At 71.5% G+C, this 17,202-nt stretch carries 16 protein-coding genes and 2 pseudogenes; 6 read left to right on the top strand and 12 right to left on the bottom strand.

The window, feature by feature from the left end; translation table 11 throughout:
• Nucleotides 1-54: 54 nt before the first annotated feature.
• Complete coding sequence (locus M8J73_RS16565; protein WP_249828758.1) at nt 55-918, top strand: YihY/virulence factor BrkB family protein; 864 nt, start codon at nt 55-57, stop codon at nt 916-918.
• Nucleotides 919-1,156: 238 nt separating this feature from the next.
• Here the strand turns inward: M8J73_RS16565 and M8J73_RS16560 are convergent, their stop codons facing one another.
• Nucleotides 1,157-2,464 (bottom strand): D-alanyl-D-alanine carboxypeptidase family protein, encoded by a 1,308-nt coding sequence (locus M8J73_RS16560; protein ID WP_055539541.1) that lies wholly within the window; start codon nt 2,462-2,464, stop codon nt 1,157-1,159.
• Between the two features lie 121 nt (nt 2,465-2,585).
• Here M8J73_RS16560 and M8J73_RS16555 point away from each other — a divergent pair, with 121 nt between their 5' ends.
• From M8J73_RS16555 to M8J73_RS16545, 3 genes are all read left to right on the top strand, one after another.
• The gene (locus tag M8J73_RS16555) at nt 2,586-2,828 is read left to right on the top strand and encodes an SCO4848 family membrane protein (protein WP_055518845.1); all 243 of its coding nucleotides are present in this window, start codon (nt 2,586-2,588) and stop codon (nt 2,826-2,828) included.
• A 16-nt stretch (nt 2,829-2,844) separates the two neighbouring features.
• Nucleotides 2,845-4,224: a metallophosphoesterase gene (locus tag M8J73_RS16550; protein WP_055539542.1), complete on the top strand. Its 1,380-nt coding sequence runs from the start codon at nt 2,845-2,847 to the stop codon at nt 4,222-4,224.
• Nucleotides 4,225-4,416: 192 nt separating this feature from the next.
• Complete coding sequence (locus tag M8J73_RS16545) at nt 4,417-5,958, top strand: ABC transporter substrate-binding protein (protein WP_240501362.1); 1,542 nt, start codon at nt 4,417-4,419, stop codon at nt 5,956-5,958.
• 61 nt (nt 5,959-6,019) lie between these two features.
• On the opposite strand, the gene M8J73_RS16540 is transcribed toward M8J73_RS16545, so the two are convergent.
• The gene (locus M8J73_RS16540) at nt 6,020-7,522 is read right to left on the bottom strand and encodes a sensor histidine kinase (RefSeq protein WP_079054920.1); all 1,503 of its coding nucleotides are present in this window, start codon (nt 7,520-7,522) and stop codon (nt 6,020-6,022) included.
• Nucleotides 7,519-8,187 carry a response regulator transcription factor gene (locus M8J73_RS16535; RefSeq protein WP_206187869.1) on the bottom strand — a complete coding sequence of 223 codons (669 nt, stop codon included), beginning with the start codon at nt 8,185-8,187 and terminating at the stop codon, nt 7,519-7,521. The genes M8J73_RS16540 and M8J73_RS16535 overlap by 4 nt, the downstream gene beginning before the upstream one ends.
• Nucleotides 8,188-8,426: 239 nt before the next feature.
• On the opposite strand from M8J73_RS16535, the gene M8J73_RS16530 reads away from it, so the two are divergent.
• Nucleotides 8,427-10,874, top strand: a complete 2,448-nt coding sequence (locus M8J73_RS16530; protein ID WP_055539548.1) for an MMPL family transporter — start codon at nt 8,427-8,429, stop codon at nt 10,872-10,874.
• Here M8J73_RS16530 and M8J73_RS16525 read toward each other — a convergent pair.
• From M8J73_RS16525 to M8J73_RS16500, 6 genes and pseudogenes are all read right to left on the bottom strand, one after another.
• Entirely contained in the window at nt 10,867-11,475 is a 609-nt protein-coding gene (locus tag M8J73_RS16525) for a Uma2 family endonuclease (protein ID WP_055539546.1), read from the bottom strand. The genes M8J73_RS16530 and M8J73_RS16525 overlap by 8 nt on opposite strands.
• Nucleotides 11,476-11,565: 90 nt before the next feature.
• Nucleotides 11,566-12,324, bottom strand: coding sequence for a TetR family transcriptional regulator (locus M8J73_RS16520; protein ID WP_055539547.1), 759 nt, complete (start codon nt 12,322-12,324; stop codon nt 11,566-11,568).
• A gap of 60 nt (nt 12,325-12,384) precedes the next feature.
• A complete protein-coding gene (locus M8J73_RS16515; RefSeq protein ID WP_249828757.1) occupies nt 12,385-12,996 on the bottom strand; it encodes a thiol-disulfide oxidoreductase DCC family protein in 612 nt (203 codons plus the stop codon).
• 5 nt (nt 12,997-13,001) lie between these two features.
• Nucleotides 13,002-13,427: a hypothetical protein gene (locus M8J73_RS16510; RefSeq protein ID WP_055543275.1), complete on the bottom strand. Its 426-nt coding sequence runs from the start codon at nt 13,425-13,427 to the stop codon at nt 13,002-13,004.
• A gap of 165 nt (nt 13,428-13,592) precedes the next feature.
• Nucleotides 13,593-14,003 (bottom strand): VOC family protein, encoded by a 411-nt coding sequence (locus M8J73_RS16505; protein ID WP_055538330.1) that lies wholly within the window; start codon nt 14,001-14,003, stop codon nt 13,593-13,595.
• A gap of 160 nt (nt 14,004-14,163) precedes the next feature.
• A pseudogene (locus M8J73_RS16500) lies at nt 14,164-14,625 on the bottom strand (DNRLRE domain-containing protein); the annotation flags it as partial.
• Nucleotides 14,626-14,648: 23 nt separating this feature from the next.
• Between M8J73_RS16500 and M8J73_RS45750 the strand changes: the two are divergent.
• Nucleotides 14,649-14,774 (top strand): annotated as a pseudogene (locus M8J73_RS45750) (Imm32 family immunity protein); the annotation flags it as partial.
• A 51-nt stretch (nt 14,775-14,825) separates the two neighbouring features.
• Here the strand turns inward: M8J73_RS45750 and M8J73_RS16495 are convergent.
• The 3 genes from M8J73_RS16495 to M8J73_RS16485 all read right to left on the bottom strand — a co-directional run bounded on the left by M8J73_RS16495 (nt 14,826) and on the right by M8J73_RS16485 (nt 17,077).
• Entirely contained in the window at nt 14,826-15,617 is a 792-nt protein-coding gene (locus M8J73_RS16495) for a LamG-like jellyroll fold domain-containing protein (RefSeq protein ID WP_055538328.1), read from the bottom strand.
• Between the two features lie 85 nt (nt 15,618-15,702).
• Complete coding sequence (locus M8J73_RS45265) at nt 15,703-16,836, bottom strand: FG-GAP and VCBS repeat-containing protein (protein ID WP_240501194.1); 1,134 nt, start codon at nt 16,834-16,836, stop codon at nt 15,703-15,705.
• Nucleotides 16,837-16,891: 55 nt separating this feature from the next.
• Nucleotides 16,892-17,077 carry a hypothetical protein gene (locus M8J73_RS16485; RefSeq protein WP_240501192.1) on the bottom strand — a complete coding sequence of 62 codons (186 nt, stop codon included), beginning with the start codon at nt 17,075-17,077 and terminating at the stop codon, nt 16,892-16,894.
• Nucleotides 17,078-17,202 lie beyond the last annotated feature (125 nt).

Below are 17,202 nucleotides of genomic sequence, written 5' to 3'. Positions count from 1 at the left end.
CGCTCACGTGGGTACTCCGGCATCGGGTGACCACGACGAGGGCAGAGTCGGATCATGGACTGGCTGAAAAAGCTCCCCGGGATCGGCCCGCTGGCCGAGCGCCTGATGACCACGCACGCGTGGCGCTCGTACGAACGGCTGGAGCGGGTCACATGGACGCGGCTGGCCGCGGCCATGACGTTCATCAGCTTCCTCGCGCTGTTCCCGCTGCTGACCATGGGCGCGGCCATCGCCGCGGCGACACTCGACGAGAACCGGCAGCGCGAGCTGGAGGACCGGCTCGCCGAACAGGTGCCCGGCATCTCCGACCAGCTCGACATCGCCGGGCTCGTCCAGAACGCCGGCACCGTCGGGATCATCGCCGGCGCGCTGCTGCTGTTCACGGGCATCGGCTGGGTCGGGGAGATGCGGGGCTGTCTGCGGGCGGTGTGGGAGAAGCCGGAGCCCGAGGAGAACCCCGTCCTCGCCAAGGCCAAGGACGCGGGCATCCTCGTCGGGCTCGGCGGCGCGGTGCTCGTCTCCCTCGCGGCGTCCACGGTGGCGTCGGCGACGGTCGGCTGGACCGCGGACCGGCTCGGCGTCGACCGGGACGGGTGGGGTGGGGTGGTGCTCCAGATCGCCGCGTTCGGCGTGGCCGTACTGGCCGACTTCCTGCTCCTGCTGTACGTCCTCACGCTGCTGCCGGGCGTCCATCCACCGCGGCGGCGGCTCGTGGTGGCCGCGCTCATGGGGGCGTTCGGCTTCGAACTGCTGAAGCTGCTGCTCAGCGGGTACATGCAGGGGGTCGCGTCGAAGAGCATGTACGGGGCGTTCGGGGTGCCGATCGCGTTGTTGCTGTGGATCAACTTCACGGCGAAATTGCTGCTGTACTGCGCGGCTTGGACGGCGGAGGGGCGGGAGGAGACCGAGGGCGCCTGATAGCTCGGGGCCGGGTGGTTCGTTGGCGGGTGCGGGTGGGTGGGGGTTGTTCGCGCAGTTCCCCGTGCCCCTGAAGGCATGGGCCTGCGGCCCGGCCTTCATCCCCGCGGCTCGCCGTTGAAAAGCACGGGGCGCAGCCCCGGTCGCTTTTCAGGGGCGCGGGGGACTGCACGATCAGCCCCCGCGCCCCCGCAGACCGCGATGCACAGCAACCCCGCAGACCCGACCCGGAACGGCCCTACTTCCCCCGCCGCAGAGGCCACTTCCGGTTGACCAGGAACACCCCGCCGGCCACCAGGGCGAGCACTCCACCCGTGATCCCCAGCGCGATCCCGATGCCGCTCGTTCCGTCGGACGCCGCGGAGGCCACCGCCTTGCCGCCCGCGCCGCCGGAGGCCGGCGCGGGGGAGGTGGCCGATGCCGTACCCCCCGGCTGCGCGCTCGGATCGGTGCCGCCACCGGAGGTCTCCGCACTCTTCGGCGGCACCAGTTCACCCACCGGCTGCACCTTGCCCGCCGCCGCGAACCCCCAGTCGAAGAGCTTCGCGGTCTCCTTGTAGACCTGGTTGTGCTCCTCCTTCTCGGGGTGCATGACGGTGACGAGGAGCACCCGGCCGTCCCGCTCGGCGACCCCCGTGAACGTCGCGCCCGCGTTCGTCGTGTTGCCGTTCTTCACACCCGCGATGCCCTGGTAGGCGTCCAGACCGCTGTCGCCCGTCAGAAGCCGGTTGGTGTTCTGGATCTCGAAGGACGACCGGGTCTTCTTGCCCTTCTTGCCCTTCTTCGTCTCCCCGGGGAACTTGGCGCGCACGGTGGAGCAGTACTCCCGGAAGTCCTTCTTCTGCAGCCCCGACCTGGCGATCAGCGTCAGGTCGTAGGCCGACGACACCTGCCCCTTGGCGTCGTAGCCGTCCGGGCTGACCGCGTGCGTGTCGAGGGCCTGGAGCTCCTCGGCGTGGGCGTTCATGTCGGCGACGGTCTGCTTGACACCGCCGTTCATCGCGGACAGGACGTGCACCGCGTCGTTGCCGGAGCGAAGGAAGACACCGAGCCACAGATCGTGGACGGTGTATGTCTCGTTCTCCTTTATGCCGACCATGCTGGAGCCCGCGCCGATCCCGGCGAGGTCGCTGAGGACGACCTTGTGCTTGTCGTTCTTGTTGAACTTCGGCAGCACCGTGTCCGCGAACAGCATCTTCAGCGTGCTCGCCGGCGCCAGCCGCCAGTGCGCGTTGTGCGCGGCCAGCACCTCGCCCGACTCCGCGTCCGCCACGATCCACGAGCGGGCGCTGATGCCCTTGGGCACCACCGGCGCGTCACCGCCCAGGTTGGCCTGCGTCCCCGGCCTGCCCAGCTGTTCGCCTCCGACGGTCGACATCGCCGCCGGGGGAGTCGCCGACGGGGAGGCGCTGCCGCTCGGGCTCGGGTCGGCGGCATGGGCGGCCGGGGCGAGCGCCGGGGAGAACAGCGACGTCAACGAGAGGGACACGGCGAGGGCGGAGGTGACCGGCAGGGAGCGCCTGGCGGTCTTCTTGGAGGCGGGCACGATCGAGAAAGTACATGGCTCCGCCCGGTGAATCCCACCGCGGTTCTCGGCCACCGCGCCGCCCACGCCCCCGCTCGCACCCCGGCGCGAAGCCCCGGCGGCCGGCGGTGATACTGAACCCATGAAGCTCAGCCGCCCCCTCTCCTGGTTCCTGCTCGCCTTCGGGGTGTGGAGCTGGGTCATCTGGGTCACTTTCATCCGGAATCTCTGGAAGGACGGCAGCGGCCTCGCGTTCGACGACGCGGGCGATCCGACCGCGTACTTCTGGGTGCATCTGACGCTCGCCGTCGTCTCCTTTGTCCTTGGGACGGCCATCGGTGTCATCGGGTTGCGCGGTCTGCGCGCACTTCGTCGGACGACGTGACGGGGAGCACGACGTGATGGTGATCGTCTTCGTTGTCGTGGCGCTGCTGGTGCTGGCCGCCTTCGGTGTCCTGCACTGGTACGCCTGGCGTCGGCTGGTGCGGGACACGACTCGGGGGCCGGGCCTGGCCAGACGCGTGGGTGCCGGTGTGTTCATCGCCGGGCCGGTGCTGCTGTTCGCGGCCTTCGGCGCCGAGCGCGGCGGCGCCCCCTTCTGGCTCCAGCAGACGCTGGGCTGGCCGGGCTTCCTGTGGCTCGCCCTCTCGCTGTACCTGCTGCTGGCCCTCCTGGCGGGGGAGGTCGTACGCCCCCTGCTGAACCGTCTGTTGGCGCGGCGCGCCCCGGCCCCGGCCGAGCGCCTCGAACCGGCGGTGCGCGAACCGGAGCCGGTACCGGCGGGCGCGAAGCCCACGGCTGCCGCCGAGTCCACCGACCCGGCCCCGGCCGACGGCACCGCGACCGCCGGCACCACGGTGACCGACGCGACCACGACCACCGACCCGGCCTCCACGGACGGCACCGCACCCGACGCCGGCTCCCCCCTCCAGCCCGCCGGGGCGTCCCCCTCGGGTGTCTCCCGGCGTCTCTTCGTCTCCCGTGTGGTCGGTGGGGCCGTCGCCGCGACCGCTGTCGGGACGGTCGGCTACGGCACGTACGGCGTCGTACGCGGCCCCCGCGTCGAGCGGGTCACCGTGCCGCTGGCGAAGCTGCCGCGCGCGGCGCACGGTTTCCGGATCGCCGTGGTCAGCGACATCCACCTCGGGCCGATGCTGGGCCGGGGTTTCGCGCGGAAGGTCGTCGACACCATCAACGCGACCCAGCCCGATCTGATCGCGGTGGTCGGCGACCTGGTCGACGGCAGCGTGAAGGACCTGGGCCCGGCGGCGGCGCCGCTCGCGGGTCTCGAGGCGCGGCACGGCACGTACTTCGTCACCGGCAACCACGAGTACTTCTCCGGCGCCGAGCAGTGGGTGGAGGAGGTGCGGCGCCTGGGGATGACCCCGCTGGAGAACGACCGCCGGGAGCTGCCGTACCTCGACCTCGCCGGCGTGAACGACATCGCCGGGGAGGACGACGGGCAGGGCCCCGACTTCGCCAGGGCGCTCGGTGACCGGGACACCTCGCGGGCCGTCGTGCTCCTCGCCCACCAGCCCGTCCAGATCCATGACGCCGTCGACCACGGCGTCGACCTCCAGCTCTCCGGGCACACCCACGGCGGCCAGCTGTGGCCCATGAACTACGTCGCCGAGGCCGCCAACCCCACCCTCGCGGGCCTGGAGCGCTACGGCGACACCCAGTTGTACGTCAGCCGCGGCGCGGGCGCGTGGGGGCCTCCGGTGCGGGTGGGGGCGCCGTCGGACATCACGGTCGTGGAGCTGGCGTCGAAGCAGGCGTGAAGGTTCGTCAGGATCTCGTCGGGAGCGCGTAGTTCGCGCGCTCCTCACGCTTACCGAGTTCTTCCTCAACTCAACAAAACCCCTCTTCCGTGCGTATGAACGCGTGTGGTTAGGTGATCGGCGCCCCGCGTGGCCACTGAGCGTCGTGGGCCGGGTGGAGTCATGGGAGGGGCGCCGATGCGGTCGGTTCGCATGCGGGTTCTCGCGTCGCTGCTGGTGCTGGCGATCGCGGCGATCGGCGGCTGGCAGCTGTTGCCCGCCCAGCAGGACGCGGGCAGGACGATCACCGTCGGGACGACCGACTCGGTGACGTCCCTCGACCCGGCCGGCGCGTACGACGCCGGATCCTGGGCCCTGTTCAACAACGTCTTCCAGTCGCTGCTGACCTTCGAGCCCGGCGGCGCGAGCCCCGTCCCCGACGCGGCCGGCGACTGCGCGTTCGCCGGCAACGCGCTCACCGTCTACCGCTGCAGCCTGCGCCAGGGACTGAGGTTCCCCAGCGGACGCGAGGTGACCGCGGCCGACGTGAAGTACTCCTTCGACCGGGTCAAGCGGATCAACTCCGACGTGGGTCCCGCCTCGCTCCTCGACACCCTCCAGTCGGTGAGCGTGGACGGACCGACCGTCAGCTTCCGCCTCACCGCGCCGGACGCCACCTTCCCGTACAAGATCGCGACCGGCGCCGGGTCGATCGTCGACCGCACCCGGTACCCGGCGAACCGGCTGCGCACCGACGGCGGCGCCGACGGCACCGGACCGTACGTCCTGACGTCGTACACGAAGGACCGGCAGGCCCGCCTCACCCCCAACGAGAGCTACCAGGGAGCCGTCCAGCACACCGGCAGACGCGTCCTCATGCGCTACTACAAGGACTCGGCGGCGCTGGAGAAGGCGTGGCGGGCACGCCGTGTCGACGTCGCCGCGCGCACCCTGCCGCCCGCCGTGCTCGCGGAACTGTCGCCCAGCGACCCCGACCAGCGGGTCACGGAGTCCGACAGCACCGAGACCCGCGACCTGGTCCTCAACGTCCGGGAGAACTCGCCCCTCCACGACCGCCGGGTGCGGCAGGCGCTCGCCGCCGTGATCAACCGGGAGAGGCTGGTCTCCCAGGTCTACCGGGGCACCACCGACCCGCTGTACTCCCTGATCCCGGCCGGCGTCACGGGCCACACCACCTCGTTCTTCGACGCGTACCCGAAGCCCGATCCGCAGCGGGCCCGCAAGCTGCTCGACGCGGCCGGCGTGAGCATGCCGGTGCGCTTCACGTACGGGTACGCCGAGGGCCGGGAGTCGGCGGTCGCCGAGGCCGCCGAGCTGAAGCGGCAACTGGAGGCGACCGGGCTGTTCTACGTGACGACGAAGGCCTACCCCTGGGCCGACTTCCAGCAGCGTTACGCCGACGGCAGGCTGGACGCGTACGGCGTCGGCTGGGTGGCCGACTTCCCCGACCCCGACACCTTCAGCGGGCCCCTGGTGGGCACCGACGGCTCCCTGAAGAACGGGTACAGCAGCGAGGCCGCCGACCGGCTCGTCCGGGACGGCCGGCGCTACGAGGACCGCAGCCGGGCGGTGGACGACTTCAAGAGCCTCCAGGACGTCGTCGCGCAGGACGTCCCGCTGATCCCGCTGTGGCAGCGCAAGGAGTACGTGCTCAGCACGGAGGACGTCGGCGGGGCGCAGTACCTGTCCGACGCGACCGGGGTGTTCCGGCTGTGGCGGCTGGACTGGATCTGACGGCATGTCCCGGTTGTGGCGGCCGGGCTGGATCTGACGGCGAGCGGGGGTCGCGGACGTCTCAGCGCGGTGGCAGGGTCACCGTCACCTCCAGGCCGTCGCCCGGGGACGTGGTCACCGTGACCTCCCCGCCGTGGGCCTCCGCCACGCCCTGCACGATGGCCATGCCCAGGCCGCTGCCGGCGCCCCCGCCCGCCCGGAAGAAGCGGTCGAAGATCCTGGCCGCGTCCTCCTCCGGCAGCCCCGGCCCCTCGTCCGCGACGGACAGCCGCACGGTGCCGTTCTCCCGTGCCACGCACAGGCGGACCGGCACATCGGCGGGGGTGTGGGTGCGTACGTTGCTCACCAGGTTGCCCAGGATCTGCCGCAGCCCCGACTCGTCGGCGTGCACGAGGAGGGCGCCCGCCGCGGCGACCGTCACGGGGCGTTCGGGCTGCTGGGCGCGGAGATCGGCGGCGGCGTCCCGGACCAGGCAGGCCAGGTCCACGTTCCGCAGCCGGAGTTCGGGGTGCTGGTCGAGGCGGGCGAGGGTGAGGAGTTCGTCCACGAGGTGGCCCATGCGGTCGACCTCGCCGTTCATGCGGTCCCAGGCGCGACGGCGTTCGGCGGGATCGGTGAGCATGCCCTTCTCGTAGAGCTGGAGGTAGCCGCGGATCGCGGACAGCGGGGTGCGCAGCTCGTGGGAGGCGTCGCCGACGAAGCGGCGCAGCTGGGCGGCGCTGCGTTCACGGGTGCGGTAGGCCGACTCGACCTGCTGGAGCATCGAGTTGAGGGCGAGGCGCAGCTGCTCGACCTCCAGCGTCGCCTCGGAGCTGGAGGGGATACGGCGGGTCAGATCACCCTCGGCGATCGCCGACGACGTCTCGACCATGTCCTCCAGGGGCCGCATCCGGCGGCGCACACTGAACAGCGTCAGACAGGCGAGGAGCGCGAGGAGCAGGCCGCCGACGCCGAAGTCCAGCCTGAGGGCCTTGGCGATGACCTTGTGGAGCGACTCGGTGGAGGTGGCGAGCAGCACGGTGGTGCCGTCGCCGAGGCGGGCCGCGGTGACCCGGTGCGGGGCGCCGGACACGTGGACATCGTGGGGTGCGTCGTCGGCGACGAGGGCCGCCGGGTCGTCGACGGCCGCGGCGAGCGCCCGCTGGCCGGCCGTGGGCGCGAAACCGGCGACGGCCAGCGGCTCGCCCCGGTCGTCCAGGGCGGTGAAGACGGCGCCCTGCACGAGGGAGTCGGCGTCCTCGGATGCCGGGTCGGCGGACGCCTTGCGGCTGACGGCGACCAGCGCGCTCAGCGCGTCGACCTGCTCCATGCTGACCCGCGCCCGGCCGATCGAGTCGCGGGTCGTCATCAGCTCCGTGTCGACGCTGTCGAGTAGGTACAGCCGCATGCCCATCGCGCTGACCGTTGTCGCCGCGGTGATCGCCACGGCCAGCAGCACCACGTTGGCGAGGGTGAGCTTGGCGCGCAAGGAGTAGTGGCGGCGGCCCTGCCGTGGTCCGCCGGGGAGCCGCCGGGACCTGCCGGGGAGCCGGGGCCTGGCGAGGAGCCGCCGGGGGAGTGTCATGCCAGTCCGTATCCGACGCCCCGCCGGGTGGTGATCAGCGGCGGGCCGAGGGCGTCCAGCTTGCGGCGCAGATAGCTGATGTAGGTCTCCACGACGGTCGACTCGGCCGGCGCGTGCTCGTACTGCCAGACATGGCGCAGGAGTTGCTCCTTCGGCACGATCCGCCCGCCGTTGCGCACCAGGAACCGCAGCAGGGCGTACTCCGTCGGCGTCAGCTCCACCGTGCGGCCGGCCCGGTGCACCGAGTACGTCGTCTCGTCCAGCTCCAGGTCGCCGTAGCGCAGCGGGGGACGCTGGGGGAGGACGTCGGCGCGCCGGGTGCGGCGCGGCACGGCGGTGACGCGGGCGACCACCTCGTCGATGTGGAACGGCTTGGTGATGTAGTCGTCGCCGAAGCCGAGCGCGCCCACGATCTCGGCGGGCGAGTCCCGCGCGGTCAGGAAGACCAGCGCCAGCTCCGGCCGCCGGGCGCGCAGTTCACGGCCGAGGGCCCGGCCGTCGCCGTCCGGGAGCATCACGTCCAGCAGGGCCGCGTCGGGCCGGGTGCGCTCGGCGAGCGCGAGCGCCTCGCGGACCGTGCCGGCCGTCATCACCTCGAAGCGGTGGTAGCGCAGGGCGATGGCGAGGACGTCCGCGATGCTCGGCTCGTCCTCGACGACGAGCACGGTGGCCGTCGTCCCGTGCTGCCCGGCCCCGGCGTGGCCCACGGCCTCGTCGACTCCCTCGTGTCGGGTCATGTCCTCAGTATCCGCACGGTTGTTGCGCAGCGGGGCGGCTTCCTCTTTGGAGTTCCTTGAGAGTCATGGGCGGGCCATGTCGCGCGGGCGGCCCGGCCGTCGAGGGTGTTCGAAGGACCGGGGGGACCCATCGACCGCCGCTGAAGGAGAGTTGAATCGTGGCGACACTGGCACGGTGGTGCTATCGGCACCGACTGGTGGTCCTGTTGTTGTGGGTGGGGACGGTGTTCGGCGTCGGCTTCGCCGGCTCGGCCGCGGGCACCGACTACGCGAACGTCTTCTCGCTCCCGGACACGGACTCCAAGCGCGCGTACGACCTGATGGACAAAGCCTTCCCGGAACGCGCGGGCGACGTCGACACGGTGGTGTGGAAGGTCGACCAGGGGTCGGTCAGGGACGCGTCCGTACGGGCCCGGATCGAGCCCGCGCTCGAACGGATCGGACGCATGGACGGCGTCGGCGAGGTCACCGGCCCCTACGGCGAGGGCGGCGCCGCGGGCGGCGGCGCGGGAGTCAGCCGGGACGGGACGATCGCCTACGCCCAGGTGACCTTCACCGAGCAGGCGAACTCCGTACCGAAGGCGCTGATCGACGACGTCATCGAGACCGCGCGGGACGCCGAACGGGACGGACTCCAGGTGGAACTGGGCGGTCAGGCGATCGCCCGGGCGCAGGAGGCCACCCAGGGCACGTCCGAGGCGGTCGGCATCCTCGCGGCGGCCGTCGTCCTCTTCCTGGCCTTCGGCTCGCTCTTCGCGATGCTGCTGCCGATCGTCGTGGCGATCGCGGGCGTCGGCACCGGCATGATGGCCACGGCCCTGCTCAGCCACACCACGAACATCCCGGACGTGGCCCCGCTGCTCGGCTCGCTCATCGGGCTCGGCGTCGGAATCGACTACGCCTTGTTCATCGTCACCCGGCACCGGCGCGGCATCCTGCGCGGCATGAAACCGGAGGAGGCGGCCGTGGCCGCCCTCAACACCTCCGGCCGGGCGGTGCTGTTCGCGGGCGGCACCGTGTGCATCGCCCTCGCGGGCATGCTGGTGATGAACCTCCGCTTCCTGGACGGCGTCGTCATCGCGACCTCGCTGACCGTGGTGCTGAGCGTGCTCGCGGCGATCACCCTGCTGCCGGCCCTGCTCGGGCTGCTGGGCCCGCGCGTCCTCAGCCGCCGCCAGCGGCGCCGGCTCGCGGCCGCCGGGCCCGAGCCGGAGGTGACCAGTGGTCTCGCCGCCCGCTGGTCGGCGTACGTCGAGCGGCGCCCCCGTTCGACCGCGGTGCTCGCCCTCGTCGTGATGGTGGTCCTCGCGGTGCCGGTCCTGTCGATCCGGCTCGGCACCTCCGACCAGGGCAACCACCGGGACACGACGACCACCCGGCAGGCCTACGACCTCCTGGCGGAGGGCTTCGGCCCCGGCTTCAACGGGCCCCTCCAGGTGGTCGTGGAGGGCACGGACGCGAAGGGTCTCGTCTCGCGCATCGAGTCCACACCGGGTGTGGCCCAGGCGGCCGCCGTTCCGCCCGCGAACGGTGTCACCGTGATCCAGGTGGTCCCGACGACCTCGCCCCAGGACGAGCGGACCGACCGGCTCATCGACCGGCTGCGGGACGACGTGATCCCGGCGTCCGGGACGGAGGCCCATGTGGGCGGGGTGACGGCGGTGTCGAAGGACTTCGCGTCGGTCACGGGCGACCGGCTGCCCTACTTCATCGCGACGATCATCGCGCTGGGCTTCCTGCTGCTGATGGTGGCGTTCCGCTCCCTGGTGGTGCCGCTGACGGCGGCGCTGATGAACCTCGTCGCGGCGGCCGCGTCCTTCGGCGTCCTGGTGGCGATCTTCCAGTGGGGCTGGGGCACGGAACTGCTCGGCGTCGGCAAGGAGGGCCCGATCGCCGCGTTCCTGCCGGTCATCATGCTCTCCCTGCTCTTCGGGCTCTCCATGGACTACCAGGTGTTCCTGGTGAGCCGGATGCACGAGGAGTGGGTCCACACCAAGGACAACGCCCGCGCCGTGCGGGTCGGCCTCGCCGAGACCAGCCGGGTCATCAACTGCGCGGCCCTCATCATGATCTGCGTCTTCAGCGCGTTCGTGCTCAGCGGCGAGCTGGAGGCCGCGATGGCCGGCATCGGCCTCGCGGCGGCCGTCGCCCTGGACGCGTTCATCCTGCGGACGGCGCTCGTACCGGCCGCGATGCATCTGCTGGGGAAGGCGAACTGGTGGCTGCCGGCGGGGCTGGAGAAGCGGTTGCCGCATCTGGCGGTGGAGCCGAAGGAGGAGCCGACGGCCGTCGAACCGACGCCGACGCCGACGCCTATGTCGGCAGGCGGGCCCGCCTCGGTGATCCACGGCTTCATCCGCACGGCGGACGGTGAGCCGGTGGGCGACGCCGACGTGACCCTGCTGACCCGGGGCGGACGCCGACTGGACCGGGTGACGTCCCTGGCGGACGGCTCGTACATCGTCGCGGTCCCGGGCCCCGGCACGTACCTCCTGGCGGCGACCTCCGCGGCGCACACGTCCCGCGCACGACAGGTGGACGTCGGGGAGGGCCCGCTGGTGTACGACGTGGAGCTGGCGGGGGTGCCGGAGGGGGAGGTGGACGCGGTCAGCTGACCTTCGTCTGCCCGGCCTTGAGGATCAGGTCGACGTCCAAGGTGACTTCGGCGCCGATCGACCTGGGCAGCGTGACGGTTTCGCCGGGGGCGTGGATACGGTGGGTCTGGTACTCGCCCCCGGTCGGCTCGGTGAGCACGTGCACGCGCTGGTGCTGGCGGTTGATGATGACGTACACCGGGATCTTCGCTTGGGCGTAGGCGCCGACCTTGCCACGAAGGTCGTTCTCGTAGTTGCTGGAGGTGACCTCCAGGACGAGACGGAATGCGATCGGGTCGTAGCAGTTGTTCTCGATGAGGTGGTCGTCGATGTCGGCGTCGACGACCGCGAGATCAGGGATCGCATAGTCTTCGGCTCCGTTCGGCAGCCAGACCCCCACACCCTCGAGTACCTCGGTTTCACCGCCGTCCAGGCCCGCGGCGATGAAGGGGGTCCGCAACCTGGACAACGCACGGGCGTGGCCGACGTTGGGGGGCGGCGTCACAACGATCGTGCCTCCGATGATCTCGACGCGGTACCCCGGGAGCCGGTCCACGATCCGGTTCGCCTCCGCGATCAGCGGACGGTTGCCGTGGGGCCGCTCGACGGATGCTGCGGACATCGCGTGCCTCCTGTGGGCTGGGGTCGAGGCCATCATCGTAGGCAGGAGCGAGGCCAGAGGTCCCGTTCGACCTCATTCATCCGAAAGCGATCACCCGGGTTTCCTGTTGCCCCCCGGGTCCGGCAGGACCTTCGTCATGCCGGGGAGGAAGTCCGTGAACAGTTCGTGGACCTCGTGGACGAGGGGGCGCAGGACCCGGAAGCGGGCCAGGGAGACTCCTCTGGTCGTCAGTCGGGCCCCGCGCTCCGCGAGGCGGTAGCTGCGTTCGCGGCCCTCCGTGCGGTCGAAGACCCAATAGAGGACGAGACCCATCTGCGACAGCCACATCAACTCGGGCAGGACCTCGCGGAGTTCCTCCGGGACCTTCGTCTTCGCACCGGCGAGGACCTCGCGGTGGACCGCGATGGACTCCTCGCGCGCCCCTGCCGACTCCGGGGAGAACGGGCTGAGCGGGCTGTCCGGGTCGGCCGCGTTCTTGAAGAACTGCGCCGCGAACTCGTGGTACGGCTCCGCCACGTCCAGCCAGGCCGTCAGGACCCCGGCGATCCGCGCCTGCAGATCCGTCTCCCGCTCCAGCACCGGCCGCACTGCCGCGCGGTGCTCCGCGCCGATCCGGTCGTAGAACCCCTGGATCAGGTGCTCCTTGCCGGCGAAGTAGTAGTACGCGTTGCCGACGGAGACCCCGGCCTCCTTGGCGATCGCCCGCATCGTCGTCTTGTCGTACCCGCGCTCCTGGAAGAGCCGCAGCGCGGTCTCCAGGATGAGCGCGCGGGTCTGCTCGGACTTGGCGGAGCCGCCCCGGGCGCCGCCGGGTGCCCCGTCGTCGTCGGCGGCCGGTGGCTCCGCCACGGGGGGCTCGGGGCCGGGCTCTGCGCTGGGTTCGTCGTTCACTGCGGGCACGGGCAGAGCCTAACCAGTCGGGCAGGTACCGCTGTCGCAGCCGTCGGGGAAGGCGGAGGAGGGGCCCTCGGGGGCGGCGGCTGGGGAGGCGGCGCCGGGCGCGACCCCCGCCGGGGCGGCGGGCGCGGTGTACGTCCACCCGCGCCGGGGGTCGTACGTCCAGCCGTCCGCGCTGGAGTAGATGCCGCCGCCCCACTGCGGCCGGGTCCCCGCCGCGCGCGTACCGCTTCCCTGCTCGACGCCCCGCCACTTCGCGGCGGCGAGCACCGCGCCGCGGGCGAGCCGTGCTCCGGCGGGGGTGCTCAGCCGGTGGGCCAGCGGCCGGTGCTCGCGCAGCGCCCACAGGCAGACGATCCAGGCGGCGGAGCCCCGGTACACCTGCCCGGAGTCCCCGACGACGGTGATCTCCGCGAGGGTCGCCCCGTGGTCGAGTGCGGGGAAGCGCCGCCGGGCCTCGTCGGACCCCGCCGCGACGAAGTAGAGCGGCACCAGCTGCCGCTGCCGGCCCAGCCACTCCCTCACGAAGACGCAGAGGGTGCACCGGGCGTCGTAGAGCACGGTGAGCCCGCGGACCGGGACGCGCTCGGCGCCCCGGTCCACGGTGGCCTCGATCGCCGTCATCGGGGTCACGCCCCGGCCGGCGGGACCGAGGGCGCCCCGTGCGTGGTCCAGCCCTGCGGCGCGACCGGCGGCACCTGCTCCCGCTCCATGGCGCCCCGCCGCCGGAACTTGTTGAGCACGAACACGTTGCCCAGGTGCAGCGCCCCCAGCACCAGCAGCACCACGCCCAGCTTCGCCGACACCGCCTCGAACACCTCGCGGGGGCTGTCGATGGCGCCGTCCGCGTTCAGGTAGAGGGCCACGAACCCCAGGTTCACGAGGTAGAAGCCGACGACCAGCAGGTGGTTCACCGCGTCGGCGAGCTTCTCGTTCCCGTGGAGCACGTCTCCGAGGAAGATCCGCCCGTTCCTGCTCAGCGTCCTCGCCACCCAGACCGTCAGACCCACGCTGACCAGCAGATAGATGACGTACGCGACGACCGTGAGGTCCATTCCCCCCACCCCTTCCGGCTTGCTTGAACACGTTCAAAACGTGCTGTCGGTGAGACAGTAGACCTGTTTTTGAACATGTTCAAGCGGGGATTCGGAGGGGTGGGGGAGGTGCCCGAAGGTAGGGGCGGGGGAGGCGCCGAAGGCAAGAGTGGAGCCGGGAAGGGGTCAGGAGGTGCGGGCCAGTTCGGGCCGCTTGGTGTAGTCCGTGAGGCCGATGACGTTCCCCCACGGGTCGGCGAACTCCACGGTCCAGCCGGTGGCGACGGAGAACGGCGGGTCGATCGGCTGGACGCCCGCCGCCGTGAGGGCGCGGGCGGCGGACCGGGCGTCCCGCACCTCCAGCCACACCCGGGCGGCGGCCCACCCCGGCGGCCGGTGCCGCAGCTCGTCCTCCAGCCGGAGCAGCAGCCCGGGGGTCTCCTTGCCCACCTTCAGCAGAGCGATCCCGGCCTCGTCGAGGTGGAAGGCGACATCGAAACCGGCCCGCCCGTAGAAGGCGACGGCCTCGTCGAGGTCGCCGACGGGCAGGAGGATGTTGTCGAAGCCGAGCAGTTCGTACGACTCATCATCTGACATACCGTCAGGTTAAGACGCGGGCCGACGGAACCGCGGGAGCGACGGCGGGCGGCGCGGGAGGGTCGACGGAACGGGCGAAGCGGGCGGTGAGAGGCGGGGCGGGGGAGAACGGCGAGGGGCCGACCGCAGACGTTCGCGGTCGGCCCCTGCCGGGCTGGGGTCAGCCGATGGCGATGCGGGTCTTCCAGTAGCTCACGGGGGCGACGATCTCCGTTCCCGAACCCGGCAGGACGGTCTTGCCGCCCGCGTAGAACCGGACCGAGCCGTCGGAGCGAACGGTCCAGACGTCCGGAATCCCGTCGCCGTTCGCGTCCGGCGTGCCGATGAGCAGCGGGATGTTGGCACTGGACCAGCCCGCGGAACCGTACTCGAGGTCGGTGCCGCCGGAGGAGTCGGCGCCGGACGACAGGGAGTCCAGGTCGGTGCCGCCGCCGCTTGCCGCCTTGCCCTTGCGGAGCATGAGCTGGGAGTGGACGTCCGTGCGGTACACCATGTCCGTCACACCGTCGCCGGTGATGTCCAGGACGGTGACGATGTCGCGCTCGGTCCAGGCGGACGCCGACAAGCGGATCGCCTGGTCGATGGTGGCGCCGTGGTAGCCGGTGAGAGCCCACAGCTCGTCGCGTCGACGAAAACCGGCAGCCCCTGACCCTCACGGGCTCGGAGGAGTTCATGTCGGTCCTCGCGGAGAACATGCGGGGCCTGTGCCAGGAGGGTGGGCCAGGGGAGCACCTGCACATCGAGTACTTCCCCGAGCACTTCTATCCGGCGGAGTCCCGGTCGCCCTGGTCGTGGCCCGCGTCGAGTGACGCGGGCCACGGCTCACGACCCGCAACCCCCCACCCGCCGCGTGCTCAGCGCGATGTCGTCCATCCGTACGTCGTACGACGACGGGCTGGGGTTGGCCTGGTACAGCTGCCAGCCCAGCTTCAGCTTGTCGAACGTCGGGAAGACGAAGTCGTCCGCCGTGCCGCCGTGCTGCTTCGTCGAGACGGTCAGGTCGGGCTGCTCGACACCGTTGAGGTACACGGTGACCCGGTTGTCCGTGGCGTCGAGGTGGAACTCCGCGCAGGTCCACGCCCCGTCGGCGGCCGGCGCGGACGTGCGCCAGTTTGTCCAGTCGCCGGTGGGGCCGAGGTCGGAGCCGACGCCGTAGAAGTTGCCGTTGTCGGTGGGGGCGAACTGGCCGCCGAGCGGCCGGACCAGGGTGGGGGAGTCGGAGCCGGACGCCTCCGCGAGGGTCCAGTGGGCCCACTGGGGTGCCGTCGGGAAGCGGTCGACCCGCAGCCGTATCCGCGCCCAGAGGCTGTTGCCGGGCGGGGCGAGGTCGGGGAAGACCATGAAGGCACGGCCGTTGCCCTCGGTGCGGATCCGGAGTTCCCGGCCGCGCCCGTCGGCGGCGCGCTCGACGGTCAGCGAACCGTTCGCGGTGTCGGCGGTCCAGCCCCGCCCGCCGGTGACGGGGCCGAGGGGGAGCCGGTTGAAGTTCTCCTTCACGAAGGTCCCGCCGTACACGTCGTGCGGGGCGGAGGTCGCCGAGGCAGTGGGGGGTGTCGCGATCAGCATCGCGGCCACGGCCGACAACGCGGCGGCGGCTTTCCTCAGGGAGTTCATGGGAGCAGTGTGTGATCAACAGCCCCATCCGTCACACGAGTTGGACGCGATCCAGCCAGACGGCACCCCTCCACACGGCAGACGGCTACTCCGGGAACGTCGGCTCCAGGCTCAGCTCCGTCACGGTCTCGGTCGTGATCCCGGACGCGCTCGCCCGGAAGAGCAGGCTCGTCCGGCCGTTCACGCTTCCGGCGAGGAGGTCCTTGTCTCCGTCGCCGTCGAGGTCGCGCAGGCGGATGGCGGAGCCGAACATCTCGTACCGTTCAGGGGTGCCCGGTACTCCCGCCGTGGCCCGGCTGTACCACTGGGAGCCCGCGCCGGTCAGGCCCTTCCTGCCGCCGCGCAGGATGTGGACACCGCCCGCGTCCTTCGTGGAGCCGACCTTCTCCCCGGAGACTCCGACCGCGAGGTCCGGGTAGCCGTCACGGTTCGTGTCGCCCGCGGAGAGGCCGTACCCGAAGCCGTCCCCGTTCGACGCGGCCGTGGCGATGCCGGAAGTGGCCTGGGTGAGGCGGTACTTGGTGGCCGGTCCGGACTTTCCGCCGCGCACGACGACCACCGAGCCCGCACCCTTGTTGTACGAGGTGTCGCCGACCGCCAGATCCCCGTAGCCGTCCTTGTCGAAGTCCGCGATCACGCCGGTCGGGTCGTAGTCCGGCTCCTTGTTGTTGATCGCGACCAGCTTGCCGCTCCACCTGACCGTCCTGCCGCCGCGCAGCAACCAGGCGTCCTGGGTCATCTTGTTCTTGCGGTAGCCCTGGCCGAGGGCATACAGATCGGTGGCCCTGTCCTTGGTGACCTTCCCCGCGACCAGCCCGGTCGGTTCGAAGGTGCGGGTGTGGTCCGAGCGGGTGTGCTTCGTGACCTTGCCGGTTCTGCCGGACTGGGTGAAGCCACCCCGGTAGATGTAGATGGTGTCGAGGCCGTCGGCGACCGCCAGGTCCGCCTTGCCGTCACCGTCGAAGTCACCGGTCTCCAGCTCGTTGCCGAAGCTGCGGTGGGACTTGGCCTTGAGGGGGAGCCTTGTCGCCTTGGTGCCGAGACCGGACTTGCCGCCCCACATGATGGTGACCGCGCCCGCGCTGACCTTCCCGCTCACCTTCTCGCTGCGGTCGGCGACCGCCAGATCCGCGTAGCCGTCTCGGTTGAGGTCGGCGGCGGCGAGATCCTCGCCGAAGCCGTCGCCGTAGCCGCCCGCTTCACCGGACTTGCCCGGCACACCAGGGCTGTTCTGCGTGAACGTCCTGGTCTTGGTACCGGGACCGGTCGCTGTCCTAGGTCACCGTGAACGAGCCCCAGTCCGTGGTCGCGTAGTCCCGGTACCCGTCGCCGTTGAAGTCGTCGGAGTGCTTGGCGGGGGCGGCGCTCGCGCTGCCCGTAGAGAGGGCGAGCAGTCCGCCGGTCAGCGACACGGCGGCGGCCGTCGCGAGAACCAGGCGGGTGTTCCTGCGTGTGAACATGCGTCTCCTGCGGTGCGCGCGGGGGCTCGTCGGCCGGCCCGCGCTGGTCTGGTACGCCGGAGAGGCCAGAGCCGGGGGTGGTACCAACGACATTGACTCGCGGTATAGCTGAGTCATCGTCATAC

Origin of the sequence: Streptomyces neyagawaensis, assembly GCF_023516595.1 — a bacterium.
Taxonomy (GTDB): domain Bacteria; phylum Actinomycetota; class Actinomycetes; order Streptomycetales; family Streptomycetaceae; genus Streptomyces; species Streptomyces neyagawaensis.
This window is presented reverse-complemented; position numbering and strand designations above follow the sequence as displayed.

Excerpts from the sequence above, each read along its gene's own strand:
- M8J73_RS16565 (WP_249828758.1), top strand. The coding sequence starts at position 55 with ATGGACTGGCTGAAAAAGCTCCCCGGGATCGGCCCGCTGGCCGAGCGC.
- M8J73_RS16555 (WP_055518845.1), top strand. The coding sequence starts at position 2,586 with ATGAAGCTCAGCCGCCCCCTCTCCTGGTTCCTGCTCGCCTTCGGGGTG.
- M8J73_RS16550 (WP_055539542.1), top strand. The coding sequence starts at position 2,845 with ATGGTGATCGTCTTCGTTGTCGTGGCGCTGCTGGTGCTGGCCGCCTTC.
- M8J73_RS16545 (WP_240501362.1), top strand. The coding sequence starts at position 4,417 with ATGCGGGTTCTCGCGTCGCTGCTGGTGCTGGCGATCGCGGCGATCGGC.
- M8J73_RS16540 (WP_079054920.1), bottom strand. The coding sequence starts at position 7,522 with ATGACACTCCCCCGGCGGCTCCTCGCCAGGCCCCGGCTCCCCGGCAGG.
- M8J73_RS16525 (WP_055539546.1), bottom strand. The coding sequence starts at position 11,475 with ATGTCCGCAGCATCCGTCGAGCGGCCCCACGGCAACCGTCCGCTGATC.
- M8J73_RS16515 (WP_249828757.1), bottom strand. The coding sequence starts at position 12,996 with ATGACGGCGATCGAGGCCACCGTGGACCGGGGCGCCGAGCGCGTCCCG.
- M8J73_RS16510 (WP_055543275.1), bottom strand. The coding sequence starts at position 13,427 with ATGGACCTCACGGTCGTCGCGTACGTCATCTATCTGCTGGTCAGCGTG.
- M8J73_RS16505 (WP_055538330.1), bottom strand. The coding sequence starts at position 14,003 with ATGTCAGATGATGAGTCGTACGAACTGCTCGGCTTCGACAACATCCTC.
- M8J73_RS16495 (WP_055538328.1), bottom strand. The coding sequence starts at position 15,617 with ATGAACTCCCTGAGGAAAGCCGCCGCCGCGTTGTCGGCCGTGGCCGCG.
- M8J73_RS16485 (WP_240501192.1), bottom strand. The coding sequence starts at position 17,077 with ATGTTCACACGCAGGAACACCCGCCTGGTTCTCGCGACGGCCGCCGCC.